Origin of the sequence: Danxiaibacter flavus, from assembly GCF_041060425.1 — a bacterium.
GTDB lineage: Bacteria > Bacteroidota > Bacteroidia > Chitinophagales > Chitinophagaceae > Danxiaibacter > Danxiaibacter flavus.
Window position 1 is genome coordinate 446,805 of the sequence record NZ_JAULBC010000001.1, and the last position, 18,476, is coordinate 465,280.

11 protein-coding genes are annotated in these 18,476 nt (G+C 43.2%); 10 read left to right on the top strand and 1 reads right to left on the bottom strand.

Annotated features, from left to right (window positions below):
* Positions 1-96 precede the first annotated feature (96 nt).
* The 10 genes from QTN47_RS01750 to QTN47_RS01795 all read left to right on the top strand — a co-directional run bounded on the left by QTN47_RS01750 (position 97) and on the right by QTN47_RS01795 (position 16,018).
* Complete coding sequence (locus QTN47_RS01750; RefSeq protein ID WP_369327586.1) at positions 97-2,547, top strand: TonB-dependent receptor domain-containing protein; 2,451 nt, start codon at positions 97-99, stop codon at positions 2,545-2,547.
* Positions 2,548-3,012: 465 nt separating this feature from the next.
* The gene (locus QTN47_RS01755) at positions 3,013-5,385 is read left to right on the top strand and encodes an alpha-L-rhamnosidase-related protein (protein ID WP_369327587.1); all 2,373 of its coding nucleotides are present in this window, start codon (positions 3,013-3,015) and stop codon (positions 5,383-5,385) included.
* Positions 5,386-5,734: 349 nt separating this feature from the next.
* On the top strand, positions 5,735-6,790 hold the full coding sequence (gene rhaT / locus QTN47_RS01760; protein WP_369327588.1) for an L-rhamnose/proton symporter RhaT: 1,056 nt from the start codon (positions 5,735-5,737) through the stop codon (positions 6,788-6,790).
* Positions 6,791-6,811: 21 nt separating this feature from the next.
* On the top strand, positions 6,812-8,932 hold the full coding sequence (locus QTN47_RS01765; protein ID WP_369327589.1) for a bifunctional aldolase/short-chain dehydrogenase: 2,121 nt from the start codon (positions 6,812-6,814) through the stop codon (positions 8,930-8,932).
* Between the two features lie 63 nt (positions 8,933-8,995).
* Entirely contained in the window at positions 8,996-9,310 is a 315-nt protein-coding gene (rhaM, locus tag QTN47_RS01770) for an L-rhamnose mutarotase (RefSeq protein ID WP_369327590.1), read from the top strand.
* A 140-nt stretch (positions 9,311-9,450) separates the two neighbouring features.
* The gene (locus tag QTN47_RS01775; protein WP_369327591.1) at positions 9,451-10,725 is read left to right on the top strand and encodes a sugar isomerase; all 1,275 of its coding nucleotides are present in this window, start codon (positions 9,451-9,453) and stop codon (positions 10,723-10,725) included.
* 357 nt (positions 10,726-11,082) lie between these two features.
* Positions 11,083-12,438: an FGGY-family carbohydrate kinase gene (locus QTN47_RS01780; RefSeq protein WP_369327592.1), complete on the top strand. Its 1,356-nt coding sequence runs from the start codon at positions 11,083-11,085 to the stop codon at positions 12,436-12,438.
* Positions 12,439-12,867: 429 nt separating this feature from the next.
* Positions 12,868-13,599, top strand: coding sequence for a (Fe-S)-binding protein (locus tag QTN47_RS01785; protein ID WP_369327593.1), 732 nt, complete (start codon positions 12,868-12,870; stop codon positions 13,597-13,599).
* Between the two features lie 289 nt (positions 13,600-13,888).
* Positions 13,889-15,256, top strand: a complete 1,368-nt coding sequence (locus QTN47_RS01790; RefSeq protein WP_369327594.1) for a LutB/LldF family L-lactate oxidation iron-sulfur protein — start codon at positions 13,889-13,891, stop codon at positions 15,254-15,256.
* 186 nt (positions 15,257-15,442) lie between these two features.
* Positions 15,443-16,018 carry a LutC/YkgG family protein gene (locus QTN47_RS01795; RefSeq protein WP_369327595.1) on the top strand — a complete coding sequence of 192 codons (576 nt, stop codon included), beginning with the start codon at positions 15,443-15,445 and terminating at the stop codon, positions 16,016-16,018.
* Positions 16,019-16,211: 193 nt separating this feature from the next.
* On the opposite strand, the gene QTN47_RS01800 is transcribed toward QTN47_RS01795, so the two are convergent.
* On the bottom strand, positions 16,212-18,401 hold the full coding sequence (locus tag QTN47_RS01800) for a glycoside hydrolase family 97 protein (protein WP_369327596.1): 2,190 nt from the start codon (positions 18,399-18,401) through the stop codon (positions 16,212-16,214).
* Positions 18,402-18,476: the final 75 nt, after the last annotated feature.

An 18,476-nucleotide genomic window follows, 5' to 3' on the forward strand; every position in this document is an offset into this window, starting at 1 on the left:
TATAATATCTTTTCCGTTTATCCTTATTTGCTTTCATTGTTGCTGCTAAGCTGACAACTTGCATCAAAATACAATTTAGACCATTAAATAGCTGCAATGATTCAGATTAAGAAAATTACTCTTTTGGGCCTGCTTTTCCTCTTAATAACGGGCCTTGCATTTGCGCAGGGTAATGCCGGAAAAATAGTCGGGACTGTTAAAAGCGGAGGGAAAAGTATAGAAGGGGCTACTGTATCATTGCTCTCTTCAAAAGATTCATCTCTGGTGAAAATGGTTGTTTCCGATAAGGATGGGAATTATGTGATAAATAAAATCACATCCGGCAAATACTTGATATCAGTTGCCGCGTTAAACTATACAACAACCTATTCAAAAGAAATAGCTGTAGTGAAGGACGGAGATTACGTAACTGCAGGGGCGATAGAGTTGGTTGCTGCGGCAAACGGGCTGGCGAATGTGACGGTAGCAACTAAAAGACCGGCAATCGAAGCAAGGCCGGATAAGATGGTTGTAAATGTGGATGCAGCTGTTACCAATGTCGGTTCAACCGCATTAGAAGTTTTGGAAAAATCTCCGGGCGTGGTGGTTGATAAGGATGGTAATATAAGCCTGAATGGTAAGTCCGGTGTAACGGTAATGATTGATGGAAAGCCTTCGTATGTTTCCGGTGCCGATCTTACCAACTTGTTAAGCAGCATGAATGCCAACCAGCTTGACCAGATCGAGCTGATGAGTAATCCTTCCTCGAAGTTTGATGCAGCAGGTAATTCCGGGATCATCAATATCAAGACTAAAAAGAATAAAGCCAAAGGGTTTAACGGCAGCGTTACAGCCAGCTATGGTCAGGGGCGTTATCCGAAAACCAACAACAGCCTGAACCTGAACTATCGCAACGGAAAATTCAATGTGTTTATGAACTATGCATTGAATGGCGGGCAAGGGTTTGGCGATCTCCATATTATGCGTACTTATACAGGTTCCGATGGTAAAGTGACGTCCATTTTTGACCAACCTACGCACTTTAAAGGAAGCAATCTTACAAATAGTTTAAAAGTAGGAATGGATTATTATTTGTCACAAAAAACTACGATCGGATTTGTCGCCAATGGTTTTATAACCAACCGCACAGGGAAAAACAATAGCACAGGTTATCTACAGGATGCCAGCGGTAATACGGATTCTATCGCGCAAACAAATAGCAGGGATGATAGTCATTGGACAAATGGATCCTTTAATCTTAACCTGCGACATCAGTTTGATTCAGCGCGTGAGCTAACAGCCGATGCTGATTATATCCGGTACGGTGCAACTAATACGCAGAATTTTATCAATCATTCTTATTATCCGGATGGGACAGATATCTCCATGGATATTTTGCGGGGCAATCTGCCATCAGATATCCGGATCTATTCTTTTAAATCAGACTACACTCAAAGTTTTAAGAAAAGTCTTAAACTTGAAACCGGCATAAAGACAAGCTACGTTAAGACCGATAACACCGCAGACTATTATAACTGGTATAATAATGACTGGAAAATTGACTATGAAAAGACCAATCATTTTATTTATGAAGAAAATATCAATGCAGCATACGCCAACCTGAATAAGCAATGGAAGAAATTCAGTCTGCAGCTTGGCTTGCGTTTTGAAAATACAAACTATAAAGGCCATCAGCTGGGTAATGAACAACGAAAAGACTCTGCTTTTAATCGCACTTATAACAACCTGTTTCCAACCTTGTACACAAGCTATAATGTTGACAGCAGTAATCAGCTGACCGTTTCTTACGGGCGCCGCATTGACCGGCCCGCTTACCAGGACCTGAATCCTTTTCTGTTCTTCATTAACAAGTACACATACGCACAGGGTAACCCATTTTTATTGCCGCAGTATACAAACAATCTTGAGTTGAGCCATGTGTGGAAGAATAAAATAACAACCACTTTAAGCTATAGTAAAACAACACAATACTTTACCAATATTTTCAGAACGGAAGGAGAGGTGACTATTTTAACCGATGGTAATCTTGGCGAAATGAAAAACTTTGGAGCCCGCGTTAACTGGCAACAAGATGTTGTGAAATGGTGGAACGTAAATATTAATGTAAATGCGAATTATAAAAAAGTAAATGGTTTTGCCAATGGTTCGGGCATTGTAAGTGCGGCATGGAACGGCCAGTTAAATGTGAACAACCAATTCAAATTTGAAAAAGGTTGGGCTGCAGAACTCTCCGGCTTTTACAATAGCAAGGATATAGAAGGTCAATTTATCATCGGGCCGTTTGGACAGGTCTCCGCCGGTGTGTCAAAACAGGTCTTGAAAAACAAAGGAACAGTGAAGTTGAATGTCCGCGATATCTTCTATACACAGGTGATAGACGGCCACATCAAATACCAGAATGTTAACGAACATTTCATTCAAAGCCGTGATTCACGCGTTGTAAATATTTCCTTCACCTGGCGCTTCGGCAAGCCGCTGAAAGATGCTCCCCGCAAGAAAAACGACAACGGCGCCAGCGAAGAACAGAACAGGGTTAAAGCGGGATAGGTAGGATGCTGTTTCACGCAACGAACGCAAAGAAGCGGCGGCGCGGAAGAGTTTTTCTAATTGACAATTCCTGCCCGACAGAAGTCATTCAGGCGGGGATAGTTGAAAATTGACAATGATTGCGGAGAAGGGGTAACTGCTTTCTAATTTAATTCTTTCTGCCGCTTTGCGATCTTGTGGCTTAGTGGCAAAAAAATCGCCGTGTTTCTTCGTGTCGCCGTGCCTCCGTGGTTCAAACCTTTGTGCTCCTTTGCGCCTTCGCGTCTTCGTGGCAAAAGCACCGCGGTGTTTCTTCGTGTCGCCTTGCCTCCGTGGTTCAAACCTTTGTGCCCCTTTGCGCTTTTGGGTCTTCGTGGCAAAATCACCGCCGTGTTTCGCCGTGCCGCCGAGCCTCCGTGGTTTTCCCTTCATTTGTCGGGAAAACAATTTATTTTAGCCGTTATCATTCCACTAAACACACTAACGATGCTTAAACGAATTGTGGTTGTGCTGCTTGCTATTATAAATACATGCTTAATAGCAAATGCGCAAAACCAAACCATCAATCCCAAATTGCTTTCCGGCCAATGGAATGCTCATTGGATCACCTGTCCCGATGTTCCCGCAAGAGCATATGGCGTTTACCATTTCAGAAAAACAATCAATTTAACTACAAAGCCAGACAAATTTATCGTGCATGTATCTGCCGACAACCGTTACCGGCTTTTTGTTAACGGTACATCTGTTTGTTTTGGTCCGGCGCGGGGTGATCTGTATAACTGGTTTTACGAAACAATTGACCTGGCTCCTTATTTACAGGCAGGAAAGAATACCATTGCCGCTCAGGTGTGGAACATGGCAGAGCATGCCGCGGTGGCACAGGTATCTAATCAGACAGCCTTTATGTTGCAGGGTGATGATAAGGCGCAGGAAACTATTAACACAGATAAAACATGGAAGGTTATTAAAGATGATGCTTATGAACCCTGTTCGCTGGATAACGGTGCGCGGCTTTGGGCATACATGGTTATTGGCCCTGGTGATCATGTTAAAGCAAATGCTTATCCATGGGGCTGGGAGCAGGCTGGTTACAATGATGAGAGCTGGAAGAATGCAACAGGTATTGCTCAACCGGTTAATGCTGGCTATGGAACTGACAACATGTGGTCGCTCGCGCCCCGGACAATACCATTGATGGAAGAAACGCTTCAACGAATTCCATCCATTCGCAGGGTGACAGGCATGGACATACAAGTCACATCTCTCGACAGCGCACATCCGCTCACAATCCCGGCAAACAAAACAGTTAGCATTTTATTTGATCAGGGAGTCAATACAGTTGCTTATCCTGAGTTAGTGGTTAGCGGAGGCAAAGCAGCGGCTGTTAAGCTGACTTATGCTGAAGCCATGTTTAAAGATCGAAAGAAGGGAAATCGCAATGATATTGATGGTCGTGAGATAATGGGCAACTATGATATTTTTGAGCCTGATGGCGGAGAAAAGAGATTGTTCCGGCCGCTATGGTTCCGGACATTCAGATACCTGCAACTAGATATCACGACTGGAGATCAGCCGCTGGTAATTAACGACTTTTACGGAAAATATACCGGCTATCCTTTCGAGCAAAAAGCAGTTTTTAAAAGTAACGATGCTTCACTACAGGATATCTGGAATGTAGGATGGCGCACTGCTAGATTGTGTGCCGGTGAAAATTATTTTGATTGCCCTTATTATGAGCAGCTCCAGTACGAAGGTGACACACGTATTCAGTCATTAATATCGTTGTATGTAACAGGTGATGATCGTTTGATGCGCAAAGCTATCAACGACTTTTATAAGTCGAGAGTGCCGGAAGGATTAACGCAAGGCCGTTACCCGAGCAATCGTCTCCAGGTAATTCCGCCATTTTCATTGTATTGGGTGAGTATGCTGTATGATTACTGGATGCACAGGCAGGATGAGGCTTTTCTGCAACAATATTTAATGGCAGCGGCAGGCGTGTTGGATTGGTACGAAAAAAATATCGACAAGAGCAAAAACATGCTTGGTCCAATGAAATGGTGGGGCTTTGTTGATTGGAATACTAAATTTCCAAACGGCGTTCCCGATGGAGCAACAGATGGTAATAGTTCAGTGATCACTTTACAATATGTATACACCTTGCAGCAGGCGGCTGCGCTGTTTGCACATTTTGGTAAACAAAATGAAGCCGCGCATTATGAAGCTTTGGCAAAACAATTGTCCAAAGGCACCTATTTGCAATGTTTCGATAAATCAAAAGGCTTGATGGCCAATACTCCGGCGAAAGGGTCTTTCAGTCAACATGCAAGTATTCTGGCTGTCCTTACGCAATGTGTTGAGAAAAATGAAATGCAGCCTGTAATGAAAAAAATACTTTCGGATAATTCCCTCAGCCAGGCAACCTTCTACTATCGTTTTTATTTAACGCTCGCTTTAAAAAAAGCAGGCATGGCTGATATGTATTACAGCCAGCTAAAACCCTGGCGTGACATGCTCGCGATGGGATTAACAACTTTTGCTGAAAATCCTGAACCAACACGTTCTGACTGCCACGCGTGGAGTTCAAGTCCCAATTATGATTTCCTGGCAACTATCTGTGGCATTATGCCGGAAAGCGCCGGCTTTAAAACCATCAGAATTGAACCGCATCCCGGCGAGCTAAAGGAAATCTATGGCAGTATGCCTCATCCTTCCGGCTCAGTTGAAGTATCCTTACAACGTAAGGGCGAAAATGGTTTACAGGGAACTGTTACATTGCCTGCCGGAACTTCCGGCAAGTTTGTATGGAACAATAAGGAGGTTGCTCTAAAAAGCGGCAAACAACAGATTGAATTTTAGAAAATGCGAAGCTGGGGAAGATCCACATTTAGATAGCAATTTGTCCGGGAACCCGGATCAACTCTCTGTGTAGTGACTTCTTCGTGAAACGCTGTGTAACTGTATTTACTTTAACAATTTGGATGTAACAATGATTGTTTAAGGGAAGATGGCAATTCGATTATCAGAAAAAGACGCTAAAAGGATTAAGCATTCCCTCTTCAACAACCGGACTTTAACGAGGGGCATTTAGTACGCTGTTTCATTGCTGTAAGTGTTACATCTTTACCTTACAGTACAGGACAGTTATACAGTACTCAGCCTCTATTTTCGTAAAATAGCATTGCTAAGTAGAAAATTCTAACGAATCATGCAGGTCATATTAGGCGTTATTTTTCATTTTATTGGTGGGTTTGCGTCAGGTAGTTTTTACATGCCGTATAAAAAAGTAAAAGGCTGGGCCTGGGAAAGCTACTGGATCCTTGGTGGTTTATTTTCCTGGCTTATAGTGCCTCCGTTAGCAGCATGGCTTACAATTCCCGGATTTTCAGAAATAATTAAAAGCACGCCTTCGTCTGTGCTGGCATACACTTATTTTTTTGGCGTATTGTGGGGCGTAGGCGGACTTACCTATGGGTTAGGCGTACGTTATTTGGGTATGTCGCTTGGTAATTCCATCGTGCTGGGCTTTTGTTCCGCCTTTGGTTCTTTAATTCCCTCCATCTATTATAACTTTTTTCCTGCCGAAGGTAAAACCACTTTTACCGAAATGCTCAATACCTATTGGGGACGCTGGGTGCTTGCGGGTGTTGTGGTTTGTCTGTTAGGAATTTATGTTTGTGGTAGGGCGGGTATGCTAAAAGAAAGAGAATTACCCGAGGAGGAGAAAAAGAAAAGCATAAAAGAATTTAACCTTACCAAAGGTTTAATTGTGGCCATCATTTCCGGTATTTTAAGCGCTTGTTTTAATTTTGGCATTGAAGCGGGCAAATCCATGGCCAACGTAGCAGTTGAGAAAGGCATGAATCCGTTATATCAGAACAATGTTATTTATGTGGTGCTTTTGTGGGGCGGATTAACTACCAATTTTATCTGGTGCATTATGCTGAATGCCCGCAATAAAACATTTAAAGATTATACAGACGAACGTACTCCTTTGCTCAAAAACTATATTTTTTCTGCGCTTGCAGGTACTACATGGTTTTTACAGTTTTTCTTTTATGGCATGGGTGAAAGCAAACTTGGTAACGGAGCGAGTTCCTGGATTCTTCACATGGCATTCATCATCCTTATTGCCAACTTTTGGGGACTGGCACTAAAAGAATGGAAAGGCGTAAGTTCAAAAACAAGGAATACAATAATTACAGGCATCGCAATTATCATGTTATCCGTACTTATTGTGGGCTATGGCAATTCAATCAAATAATTTATTTAAACAAACAAGAATATGGAATCATTAACAACCCGTTTTAAGCATGTAAGCTATTTGTGGGACGAGGCGAAAGCTGCTGAGCTGGAGGGCGATGAAGTAGCACTGCTGATCTACCGTTCCAATCTGCTGGGGGCCGATTTGCGTTTAACAAATTATGGAGGAGGTAACACTTCCTGCAAGGCAATGGCGAAAGACCCCTTAACAGGAAAGGAAACGGAAGTAATGTGGGTGAAAGGTTCCGGAGGTGATCTCGGTACATTGAAACGGAGCGGGCTTGCAGCGTTGTATGTAGACCGTTTGCGCAGTCTTACCAATGTATACCGCGGAATAGAGCATGAGGATGAAATGGTGGAGTTGTTTAACCATTGCATCTTTGACCTGGCTTCCAAGGCTCCTTCTATCGATACTCCTTTGCATGGTTTCCTTCCTTTTAAACATATAGATCATTTACATCCGGACGCTGCTATTGCCATAGCGGCTGCGAAAGACGGTAAACGCATTACGCAGGAACTGTTTAACGGAACGATTGGTTGGGTTGAATGGCAACGTCCGGGTTTTGATCTTGGCTTAAAGCTGAAGGAATGTTTGGATAATAATCCTGGTATTCGTGGAATTATGCTCGGTTCGCACGGTTTGTTTACGTGGGGCGACACGGCATATGAAAGCTACATGAATACGCTGGAAGTAATTGAGCGTTGTGCGGAATACCTGGAAGAAAATATCAAAAATAACGGGCAGGTATTTGGCGGTGCAAAAATAAAATCATTGCCTGCAGAAGAACGCCTGAAAAAGGCTGCTGTTCTTGCGCCGGTGCTGAGAGGTTATTGCTCATCCTACACAAGAATGATCGGGCATTTTACTGATGATGAAAGGGTGCTTGAGTTCATCAACTCAAATGATCTTGACAGGTTGGCGCCAATGGGTACAAGTTGCCCGGATCACTTTCTTCGTACAAAGATCAGTCCGTTGGTATTGAACCTTTCTGTTGATGAAGATGTAAGTGATGTAAAGGCCGTACAGCAAAAGATCGCGCCTTTGTTTGATGCATACCGGAAAATGTACACTGAGTATTATGAGGCATGCAAGCATAGCAATAGTCCGGCAATACGTGATACAAATCCTGTGGTGATATTATATCCGGGGGTGGGTATGTTCACTTTCTCAAAAGATAAACAGACCGCGCGCGTTGCAGCAGAATTCTACATAAATGCCATCAACGTTATGAAGGGTGCGGAAGCAGTTTCCGTGTATACTTCGTTACCAAGGCAGGAAGCATTTAATATAGAATACTGGCTGTTGGAAGAAGCTAAATTGCAACGTATGCCGAAGCCAAAAGCACTTTCGGGACGAATTGCTTTAATTACCGGTAGCGCTGGTGGAATAGGTAAAGCGATCGCCAAAAAGTTCGCCGGTGAAGGTGCCTGTGTTGTAATTAATGACAATGATGAGAACAGGTTGGAAGAAGCGAAAGCTGAATTTACCAAACAATATGGAAAGGATGTGTTTGATGCTGATCTGTTGGATGTGACAAACGCACAAACTATCCATAAAACATTTGAAACTGCAGCTTTGAAGTTTGGCGGTATTGATATTGTTGTCAATTGCGCAGGACTATCCATTTCAAAACCGCTTGAAGAGCATACTGAAAAAGACTGGGATCTGCTGTATGATGTTCTGGTGAAAGGTCAGTTCCTGGTTACTCAGGCCGGCGTTGAAATAATGCGTAAACAGGGAACAGGTGGTGATGTATTGAATATTGTAAGTAAGAACGCACTTGTGAGCGGACCAAACAATGCAGGTTATGGTTCCGCAAAAGCGGCGCAGCTCCACCTGAGCCGTTTAAATGCAGCGGAACTGGGAAAAGATCAGATTCGTGTGAATACCGTCAATCCGGATGCAGTTATATCCGACAGTAAGATCTGGGCTGGTGCATGGGCTGAGGGCCGTGCAAAAGCTTATGGCGTTACAGTGGAAGAGCTGCCTGCTTATTATGCAAAACGCACGCTTTTAAATGAGATTATTCTGCCTGAGGATATTGCAAATGCATGCTTTGTCTTTGTTGGAGGCTTGCTGGATAAATCAACAGGCAATGTATTGAACGTTGACGGCGGTGTTGCAATGGCATTCCTACGATAACTGACCGGGGTGAAAAACCGGATCGGGCGATTTTGATTTTTGACTATTGAATTTTGACTTTCTATGTCTCGCATCGCAATGAAAATGCAATTGTTCAAAGGCTTTGAAGAAGAGTATAAAAGAAGACATACAGCCATTTGGCCCGAGTTGAAAGCGCTTCTGAAGGAAAGGGGTATTTCTCAATACTCCATTTGGCTGGATGAAGAAACGCTCACTTTGTTTGCTTGTTTTTATTCTGAAGATCCGGAATTACTGGATGATCTTCCCGAGCATGAAGTGATGAAGAAATGGTGGACATACATGAAGGATATCATGGCGACAAATGCCGATGAGTCGCCGGTATCGGTTCCTTTAAAAGAAGTTTTTTATCTTGAGTAGCGGTATTCACTATGTGTCCTACACTTTAAAAGTGTAGGACACATAGTGAATACACACGGCCAATAACTCTCTACACTTTAGAAGCGTAGGACACATTTTGGTGAGACCTCTCACTTCTCGCAACACAAAAACGCATTGCCATGTTTTTAGAAAAATATTCGATTGAAAAGCATAATGAAGTTTCGCTGAAAGATCATCAGCGCCGGTTTTCATTCATCTCTTCCGAGGTTTCCAATACAGAAAATATTCTTAAGAAATTAATAGATTTCCAGGTAGCCATTCCAAGCTGGGCATTGGGGACCGGCGGAACAAGATTTGCGCGCTTCGCCGGGGGTGGCGAGCCGCGCAGCCTGGAAGAAAAAATAGAAGATATAGGATTGTTGCATGCATTGAACCGTTCCAGCGGAGCTATTTCTTTGCATATTCCCTGGGATATTCCTTCAAACGCTTCACATATCAAAGCATTGGCGGCGCAGAATGGCTTGCGATTTGATGCCATGAATTCCAATACGTTCCAGGATCAGCCGGACCAGGAACTGAGTTATAAGTTTGGTTCCATGCAGCACGTGAATAAAGAGGTGCGTAAGCAAGCCATCGATCACAATATAGAAGTAATTAAATATGGCATAGAGCTTGGCTCAGAATCCTTGACCGTTTGGTTGTCTGATGGATCATGTTTTCCTGGTCAGCTGAATTTTAGAAAAGCATTTCAAAATACGCTGGAAAGCTTGCAGGAAGTTTATGCGGCTTTACCTGAGAGTTGGAAAATGTTTGTTGAATACAAAGCATTCGAGCCCAATTTTTATTCAACAACAGTAGGCGATTGGGGGCAATCTCTATTGTATGCAACTAAGCTTGGTCCAAAAGCATATACACTGGTTGATCTTGGTCATCATCTTCCCAATGCCAACATAGAACAGATTGTTGCTTTATTGTTGATGGAGCAAAAGCTCGGTGGTTTTCATTTTAATGATTCGAAATATGGAGATGATGATCTGACTGTTGGCAGCATAAAGCCCTATCAGTTATTCCTGATCTTCAATGAACTGGTGGAGGGAATGGATGCCCGCGGAATGAATCACGCAACAGATTTAGGTTGGATGATCGATGCTTCGCACAACGTAAAAGATCCTTTGGAAGATCTGTTGCAATCAGTAGAAGCAATCATGATCACTTACGCGCAGGCATTACTGGTAGATAGAAAAAAACTAGTAGCCGCACAACAGGAAAATGATGTGGTTACAGCACAGGAAATATTACAGCAGGCATTCAGAACAGATGTTCGCGCGTTGGTTGCAGAGGCTCGCCTACGCTCAGGTGGTGCATTACATCCGCTGGCTGTATTTCGCGGTGAAAAAATAAGAGAACAATTGATCAAGGCGAGAGGCGCGAAGACGGTTGCGACAGGACTGTAAATGTGCGAATGTGCAAATGTGTAAATGTGCGAATATGCAAATGTGCGAATAATTGACAATTGAAAATTGATAATTGAAAATGAGGGGAGCGAATGGGAGATGTGAGAATATGCAAATGTGCAAATGTGCGAATATGCAAATGTGCAGATGCATTAGAAGTCGCATGTGAATAGTAGGCGTGGTGAAAATTGGGTACTTCGTACCCGCCTGAACCGATTCATACGGGCAGGCTTCGTAAATCGTACTTGTTCTTGCTTTTCAACGTTGACTTGTCTAGTGAGCCTGGTTAAAATTGAGTACTTCGTACTTCGTACTTCGTAAATCGTACTTTGTTTGACTTTTGAATTTTGACTTATAATGAATTCCATTCCTGTTATTGCCATATTTGATGTTGGTAGAACCAACAAGAAGCTTTTTCTTTTTGATGAGCAGTATAATATTGTGTTTGAACGTTCAGCGCGTTTTACCGAGACGGTAGATGAAGATGGTGAGCCTTGCGAGAATGTTGACAGTTTGCGCCTGAGCATTTTTGACTCGTTACGCGAAGTGTTCAGAAAAAAGGAATTTGATATAAAAGCGGTGAACTTTTCAGGATACGGGGCAACCATCGTCAATATTGATGAAGAAGGGAATCCGGTAACGCCGCTACACAGTTATCTGAAACCATACCCGCAGGAGTTGTCGGACAAGTTTTACGAGAAGTACGGTGGACGCACTGCTTTTACACATCGTACCGCTTCCCCGGTATTGGGAAGTCTTAATTCCGCAATGCAGATCTACAGGTTGAAGAAAGAAAAACCGGAAGTGTTCGCGAAAATAAAATACTCGCTGCACCTGCCGCAATACCTGAGTTACCTGATCACGGGCCTGGCTTTCTCCGATCTTACAAGTGTTGGCTGCCATACAAATCTTTGGGATTTTCAAAACAATGGCTACCATCCCTGGGTAAAAGAAGAGGGTATCCTGGAAAAACTGGCGCCGCTACACGAAGCGGATGAAGTTGTGCCGGCCGCTTTCCCAGGAACGAATTATGTAGTAGGTATCGGATTACACGACAGTTCTGCCGCGCTTATCCCGTACCTCGTGAATTTTCATGAACCTTTTGTACTTATCTCAACCGGAACCTGGTGTATTAGCCTCAACCCGTTTAATGAAACCCCGCTAACCACCGAGCAGCTTGATCAGGATTGTCTTTGTTATCTCACCTATAAAGGAAATCCGGTTAAAGCTTCCCGTCTTTTTGCCGGTCACGATCACGAGCTGGAAGTAAAAAGACTTGCTGCCCGGTTTGATCAACCGCTTCATTATTACAGGAACGTTGATTTTGACCTGAATATCATCAATAAGCTAGCGGAATCTTCCTTCAGTCCAGACGAACCATTTAGTGCAAATAATCTTTCAGCATTTGATAATTACGAGGAAGCCTACCATGCCCTAATGATGGAAATTGCCACCCGTCAAAAGAAAGCAACACAATTAGTGCTGGATGGAGGCGCCGTAAAAAGGATTTTTGTAGATGGCGGGTTTAGTAAAAATCCCATTTATATGAATCTTCTTGCGCTCAATTTCCCGGAAATGGAGATTTTTGCAGCATCAATGGCACAGGCAACAGCAGTTGGAACGGCGCTCGCCATTCATCATGCATGGAACAGCAAAGCGCTACCGAACGATATTGTGGAACTGAAATATTATTCAGTGCGTCAGGACGCATAGTGATCGCTGATGGCTGATTTGAAGATATCTGATTTGCTGATGCTTCTTGCTTTGGTTTGACTATTTGAGGATGATGTTCAAGCTATCTGATTGCACATCAATTTCAATTATTAATTTTCAATTCAATGTCGTTTAGTAAGCGAGCACCGTCAACTTTGGGAGATGTCTCCTGTCGTCGACATGACGATCATGGCTTATCAGAAAAAGTGATTGCAGCAGCACCGATGAAGAACGATATCGGAAAGATTGCATCCGCATCGTCACCTCGACGATAGGAGAGGTCTCCCGAACATCAGCCCGATTGTGATCGTTTATGGATATCCGAGAATGAGCATTCGTAACTACACGATATTGAATTTTCCATTTTCAATTAAACACGCTTTAGCTGATAGCTGATAGCTAATAGCTCAAAGCTTTAAACTATTGGTCTTGAGAGTAGGATTATTTATTCCCTGTTATGTAAACCAGTTCTACCCGCAGGTAGGAATAGCGACACTGCAGTTGTTGCAAAAGCTGGGAGTGGAAGTGGTTTATCCGCTGAATCAGACATGCTGCGGCCAGCCGATGGCCAATTCCGGCTTTGAACATCTTACCAAAGGCTGCAACGAATTGTTTGTAGATAATTTCAACGAATTTGAATACATCGTTTGCCCTTCCGGAAGTTGCACACTGCATATTAAAGATCATCTGCATGATGAACGAAATGAAGCGGCAGCGATAGCAGTTCGAGGTAAAGTGTATGAACTGGCCGAGTTTCTTACGGATGTATTGAATGTAGAAAGCCTTAACGCATATTTTCCTCATAAAGTCGGATTTCATCAAAGCTGTCACGGACAAAGAGGTTTAAAGCTAAGCCAGATGACAGAACTGGTAGCGGAGCCTTTTTCCAAGCCTGAGAAATTGTTGCGAATGGTGAAGGGATTGGAATTCGTTCCCTTAAGCAGGCAGGATGAATGCTGCGGCTTTGGCGGAACATTTTGTGTGACAGAAGAAGCCGTAAGTGCAAAAATGGGCAAGGATCGTGTTGAAGACCACTTGCAGCATGGGGCCGAATTCATCGCCGGTGGCGATATGAGCTGCCTGATGCACATGGAAGGAATTTTAAAAAGACAACAAAGTAAAGTACAGGTGAAGCATTTGGCGGAAATTCTGAATGCGTGAGGGGATGTATGATGTTAGATGTACGATGTACGATTTAAGGTGTGAGGTGTAAGGAGTGAGGTATGAGGGGAATGTACGATGTGAGGCAATGTACGATGTGAGGTTATGTACGATGTTAGATGTACGATGTACGGTGTAAGGCATGAGTTGTATTCCTGAAGCCTGATACCTGAAACCTTACACCTGATACCTGGTACCTCACCAAAAATATTTTATTCAACCGGCAGTACGCTCTCGCCGTCAGCCCAAAGCTGATAGCTGATAGCTGAAAGCTGATAGCTGTAAGCTCATGGATCATTCACAACTGGCCGCCACATTTAATAAAGATGAGTCGCGTGTAACGTGGCACGATGAGACTTTGTGGTGGGTAAGACAAAAACGTGACAAGCAGGCGCACCAGCTTCCTGAATGGGAAAGGCTGCGCGAAACTGCGTCCCGCATAAAAAATAATGTTCTTTCCAATTTAAGTGGTTACCTCGAAGAATTTGAAGCCAATGCTATTAAAAATGGCATTACAGTGCACTGGGCTGCAGACGGAAAGGAACACAATGCCATTGTACATTCCATTCTGCAAAAACATGGTGTTAACAAGATCGTTAAGAGCAAATCCATGTTGACGGAGGAATGTCATCTCAATGAATACCTGCATCAACAAGGGGTTGAGGTAATTGATACGGATCTGGGAGAATATATTGTTCAGCTGGCAAAAGAACCGCCTAGTCATATTGTATTGCCTTGTATTCACAAGAAGAAAGAAGATATTGGTGAACTTTTTCATCAGTATCTCGGAACACCTGAAGGTAATGCTGATCCACAATTCCTGACCAATGCTGCAAGATTGCATCTGCGTGAAAAATTCCTGACAAGAAAGATAGCGATAACAGGTGTGAATTTTGCGGTCGCCGAGACTGGTGAATTTGTAGTGTGCACCAATGAAGGCAATGCCGACATGGGGGCGCATTTATCAGATGTGCATATTGCATGCATGGGGCTGGAAAAGCTGATTCCCAAAAGAAAGCACCTGAGTGTGTTTCTTCGCTTGTTAACAAGAAGCGCGACGGGGCAGCCAATCACAACTTATAGCAGCCATTTTAAAAAGCCGCGCAAGAACCAGGAGATGCATATTGTGCTGGTGGATAATGGCAGAAGCAGGCAGTTGGGCCGGCCGGATTTCAGGAACTCTTTAAAATGTATTCGCTGTGGTGCCTGTATGAATACATGTCCGGTGTACAGAAGAAGCGGCGGACACAGTTACCACAATGCTATCGCAGGACCAATCGGATCTATACTCGCACCAAATATCGATATGAAGGATTATGCGGACCTGCCATTTGCTTCAACACTTTGCGGAAGCTGCAGCAATGTATGTCCCGTTAAGATTGATATCCATGACCAGCTCTATAAATGGCGACAGGTTTTAGTAAAAGATGGGCACGCGAGTATTGTAAAAAAGCTTGGCATGAAAGGAATGACCTTTACTTTGTCCCATCCCGCTGTTTTCAATTTCGCCGGAAAAGCAGGTCGTTGGGTGCTCAAGCATACACCATTTGTTGTGAACAACGGGTTCAATCCCTGGTTCAAACAACGCGATATGCCCGAGCCGCCGAAGGAATCATTCGCGGAGTGGTACAAGAAAGCTGTGAGCAATCAGCAATGAGCTTTCAGCTTTTAGGCAACCTCTGTGTAACAAAAGCTAATTATGAGGCAGTTACACAGATAAAATACAGGAGAAGACACGGAGTTACACAGAGCATCCTGTTCAGAAATTAATTAAGTAACCAATCAGTCTAAGTGATCAAAATTAAACCAGCTGATCGCTGAAAGCTGATAGCTCAAAGCTTATATGTCACGTACATCCATTTTACAATCCATAAAAGCCAACCAGCCTTCATTTGTAGAAGCGCCGGAAGTAGAGAATTTTGCGCCGGCATTTGACGATGCTGTAGAGAAATATATTGAAGTGTTGCGCGGTATTGGCGGTACACTTCACCATGTGGAAAGCGATGAGCAGATCATCTCCATCATTAAAGCTCAGTTTGCTGAAGCAAAACGAATCGTTTCTGATTTGCCCGGAATGTCTTCCATAGCTCAAACCTATGAAAGTGGCGATGGTCATGTTTTTGAAGATGTGGATCTCTTTATCATGGATTCCAACCTGGCAGTAGCTGAAAATGGCGCCGTATGGATTTCCGATAATGAAATAAAAGAAAGAGTGTTGCCCTTTATTACGCAACACCTCGCCGTAATTTTAGATAAAAAATCTATAGTGCCTACAATGCACGTGGCCTACGATATCATTGCCCAAAAAGATTATGGTTTCGCAGCCTTTATCGCCGGCCCTTCCAAAACCGCGGACATCGAACAATCGCTGGTGCTCGGTGCGCATGGGCCTAAGACGATGACGGTGTTTTTAAAGTGAATGGTGAATAGTGAATGGTGAAAGGTGCCGGCAGCTTCTTTTTTGAGTTATACGTTGTAAGTTTAAGTCCTTCGCGAGAGATGGTTTTATTTCCTTTTTTTAGAATTATACTTCAACAGGATTTAGTTTCTATTTATGCTAAAATTAAATCCTGCTCATCCCTAAATCCCAAAAATCCCGGTCCAGACAATCTTTACAGTGATCTCAAGCCCTTCAACTCGTTATCATTCCTGGCCTCAATCACGCTGATCGCATATCCGCCTCCCGGTGCGCAATATTGAGCCAGTTTAGATTTGTTGGTCACAATCACTTTACGGATGGTGTAAGCCTGCGGATTGGTTTTGTAATGCGCATTCTTTGCGTCGGCATAAATTGTTGCAATATATTTTTTACCAGCATCAAGATAATCGAAAGCTATGTTTGATGTGCGGCCGTTTTCATCACAGGTGCTGCCAATAAACCAATTGTTGGTGCCTTTGGCTTTGCGAGCATAGGTTATGTAATCGCCGGGCTCAGCCTCCAGTACTTTGGTATCGTCCCAGTCAACAGCAACATCCTTGATAAACTGAAATGCATCAAGAAACCTGTTATAATTTTCGGGAAGATCTGCTGCCATTTGTAACGGACTATACATGGTTACATAAAGTGCAAGCTGGCGCGCAAGTGTGCTGTTTACGTGTGAAGTATTGGTGGGACTTAATTTGCTAAGATTCATTTCAAAAATACCCGGCGTGTAATCCATTGGTCCGCCCATTAATCTGGTAAAAGGGAGAATTGTCGTGTGATCCGGGTTGTTTCCTCCAAACGATTCATATTCGGTACCTCTTGCAGATTCATTTGCAATAAGATTGGGGTAAGTTCTGCTTAAACCCGTCGGATGAACAGCTTCATGCGCATTCACCATTATTTTATATCCGGCAGCTTTGGTAATGGCATACAAATAATGGTTGTTGATCCATTGGCCATAATGATGTTCGCCACGTGGAAGAATATTGCCAACATAACCACTTTTTACGGCGTTATATCCGTTTGCGACCATGAACTTATAGGCAGTATCCATAAATCGCTCATAGTTCCTCACCGAGCTGGAAGTTTCATGGTGCATGATCATTTTAATGCCCTTGCTGCTTGCATAACGGTGGAGCTCCTGCACATCAAAATCCGGGTACGGCGTAACAAAATCAAAAACATAATCTTTTGTTTTTCCAAACCAGTCCTCCCAGCCAACATTCCAGCCTTCCACCAGCACTGCATCAAAGCCATGTTTTGCAGCAAAGTCAATATACTCTTTCACATGTTGCGTGTTGGCCCCATGTTTGCCACTGGGCCTGGCGTGCACAAAATCCGTAACGCCTAATTGAACACTTTCAAGATCAGTGTACGACCATGTGCTTTTTCCCGTGATCATTTCCCACCAAACACCAACATATTTAACAGGTTTAATCCAGTCAGTACTGGTATACTTTGTCGGTTCATTCAGATTTAAAATAAGTTTGGATTCAAGAATGTCCCCCGCTTTATCACTTACAACAATTGTGCGCCAGGGTGATTGACAGGGTGTTTGAAGATAACCTTTGTCACCTCTTGCATCTGGCGTTAAGAAAGATTCAAGTACAAAGTTCTTATCATCCAGGTTAAGGTTCATGGCAGAATAATCTATCAGGGCTGCTTCATGAATGTTGATGTACAAGCCATCCTTGCTTTTAAGCATTAGCGGTGTTTGCACACCTGTCGGAGAAAAAGTTGTCTGCGATGCATTTTCGGTTACCGCATCTTTCATCTTGCCTCTTACTTCAGAAAGGTTGGATGTTACCGTGCTGTATTCTTCCGTATCAAAATCACCGGGCAACCAGAATGCTTTATGATCACCGCTCAAAGCGAATTGCGTTTTTTCTTCTTTAATGGTAAAGTAGTTCAGGTTTTTCTGCAGCGGAAATTCATAACGGAAGCCCAGACCATCATTAAACAATCTGAACCGAAGGATAATATACCTGTCAGTGCTGGCTTGGGTGAAAGTAACAGCCAGTTCATTGTAATTATTGCGGATGTTTTTTACTTCACCCCACACCGGTTGCCAGGTTTCATCAAATTGCCGGGTTTCTGCCTTTGTAATGGCGAAGCCGCCGGTTAAATCATATTTGTTGATCTGTTTTACCCCTACGCCAGTGTCTTTAAAAGTGATCTTTGTCTCTTCTTTTAACTGTATTCCAAGCGTACTTTCTTTAACAACGGGCTTGTTTTTGTATTGGAGAGCATAAACCGGAACGCCGTTCTTAATTGAGACATCTAACTGTAAATTTCCGTTAGGGGATTTGACGGTTTGAGCTTCGCTCACGGTGACAAAGCAGCATACCCATATTACTACGAATAACAGGTTTCTCATGATAATGATTTAAATATTCACAGTAATTGCAAAATTAGCTAAACGGTGGAAAGGTTAAAGAAATGAGGACTGGTT

Bases quoted from the DNA above. Each gene is read 5' to 3' on its own strand.
- QTN47_RS01750 (WP_369327586.1), top strand. From the start codon at position 97: ATGATTCAGATTAAGAAAATTACTCTTTTGGGCCTGCTTTTCCTCTTA.
- QTN47_RS01755 (WP_369327587.1), top strand. From the start codon at position 3,013: ATGCTTAAACGAATTGTGGTTGTGCTGCTTGCTATTATAAATACATGC.
- rhaT (WP_369327588.1), top strand. From the start codon at position 5,735: ATGCAGGTCATATTAGGCGTTATTTTTCATTTTATTGGTGGGTTTGCG.
- QTN47_RS01765 (WP_369327589.1), top strand. From the start codon at position 6,812: ATGGAATCATTAACAACCCGTTTTAAGCATGTAAGCTATTTGTGGGAC.
- rhaM (WP_369327590.1), top strand. From the start codon at position 8,996: ATGTCTCGCATCGCAATGAAAATGCAATTGTTCAAAGGCTTTGAAGAA.
- QTN47_RS01775 (WP_369327591.1), top strand. From the start codon at position 9,451: ATGTTTTTAGAAAAATATTCGATTGAAAAGCATAATGAAGTTTCGCTG.
- QTN47_RS01780 (WP_369327592.1), top strand. From the start codon at position 11,083: ATGAATTCCATTCCTGTTATTGCCATATTTGATGTTGGTAGAACCAAC.
- QTN47_RS01790 (WP_369327594.1), top strand. From the start codon at position 13,889: ATGGATCATTCACAACTGGCCGCCACATTTAATAAAGATGAGTCGCGT.
- QTN47_RS01795 (WP_369327595.1), top strand. From the start codon at position 15,443: ATGTCACGTACATCCATTTTACAATCCATAAAAGCCAACCAGCCTTCA.
- QTN47_RS01800 (WP_369327596.1), bottom strand. From the start codon at position 18,401: ATGAGAAACCTGTTATTCGTAGTAATATGGGTATGCTGCTTTGTCACC.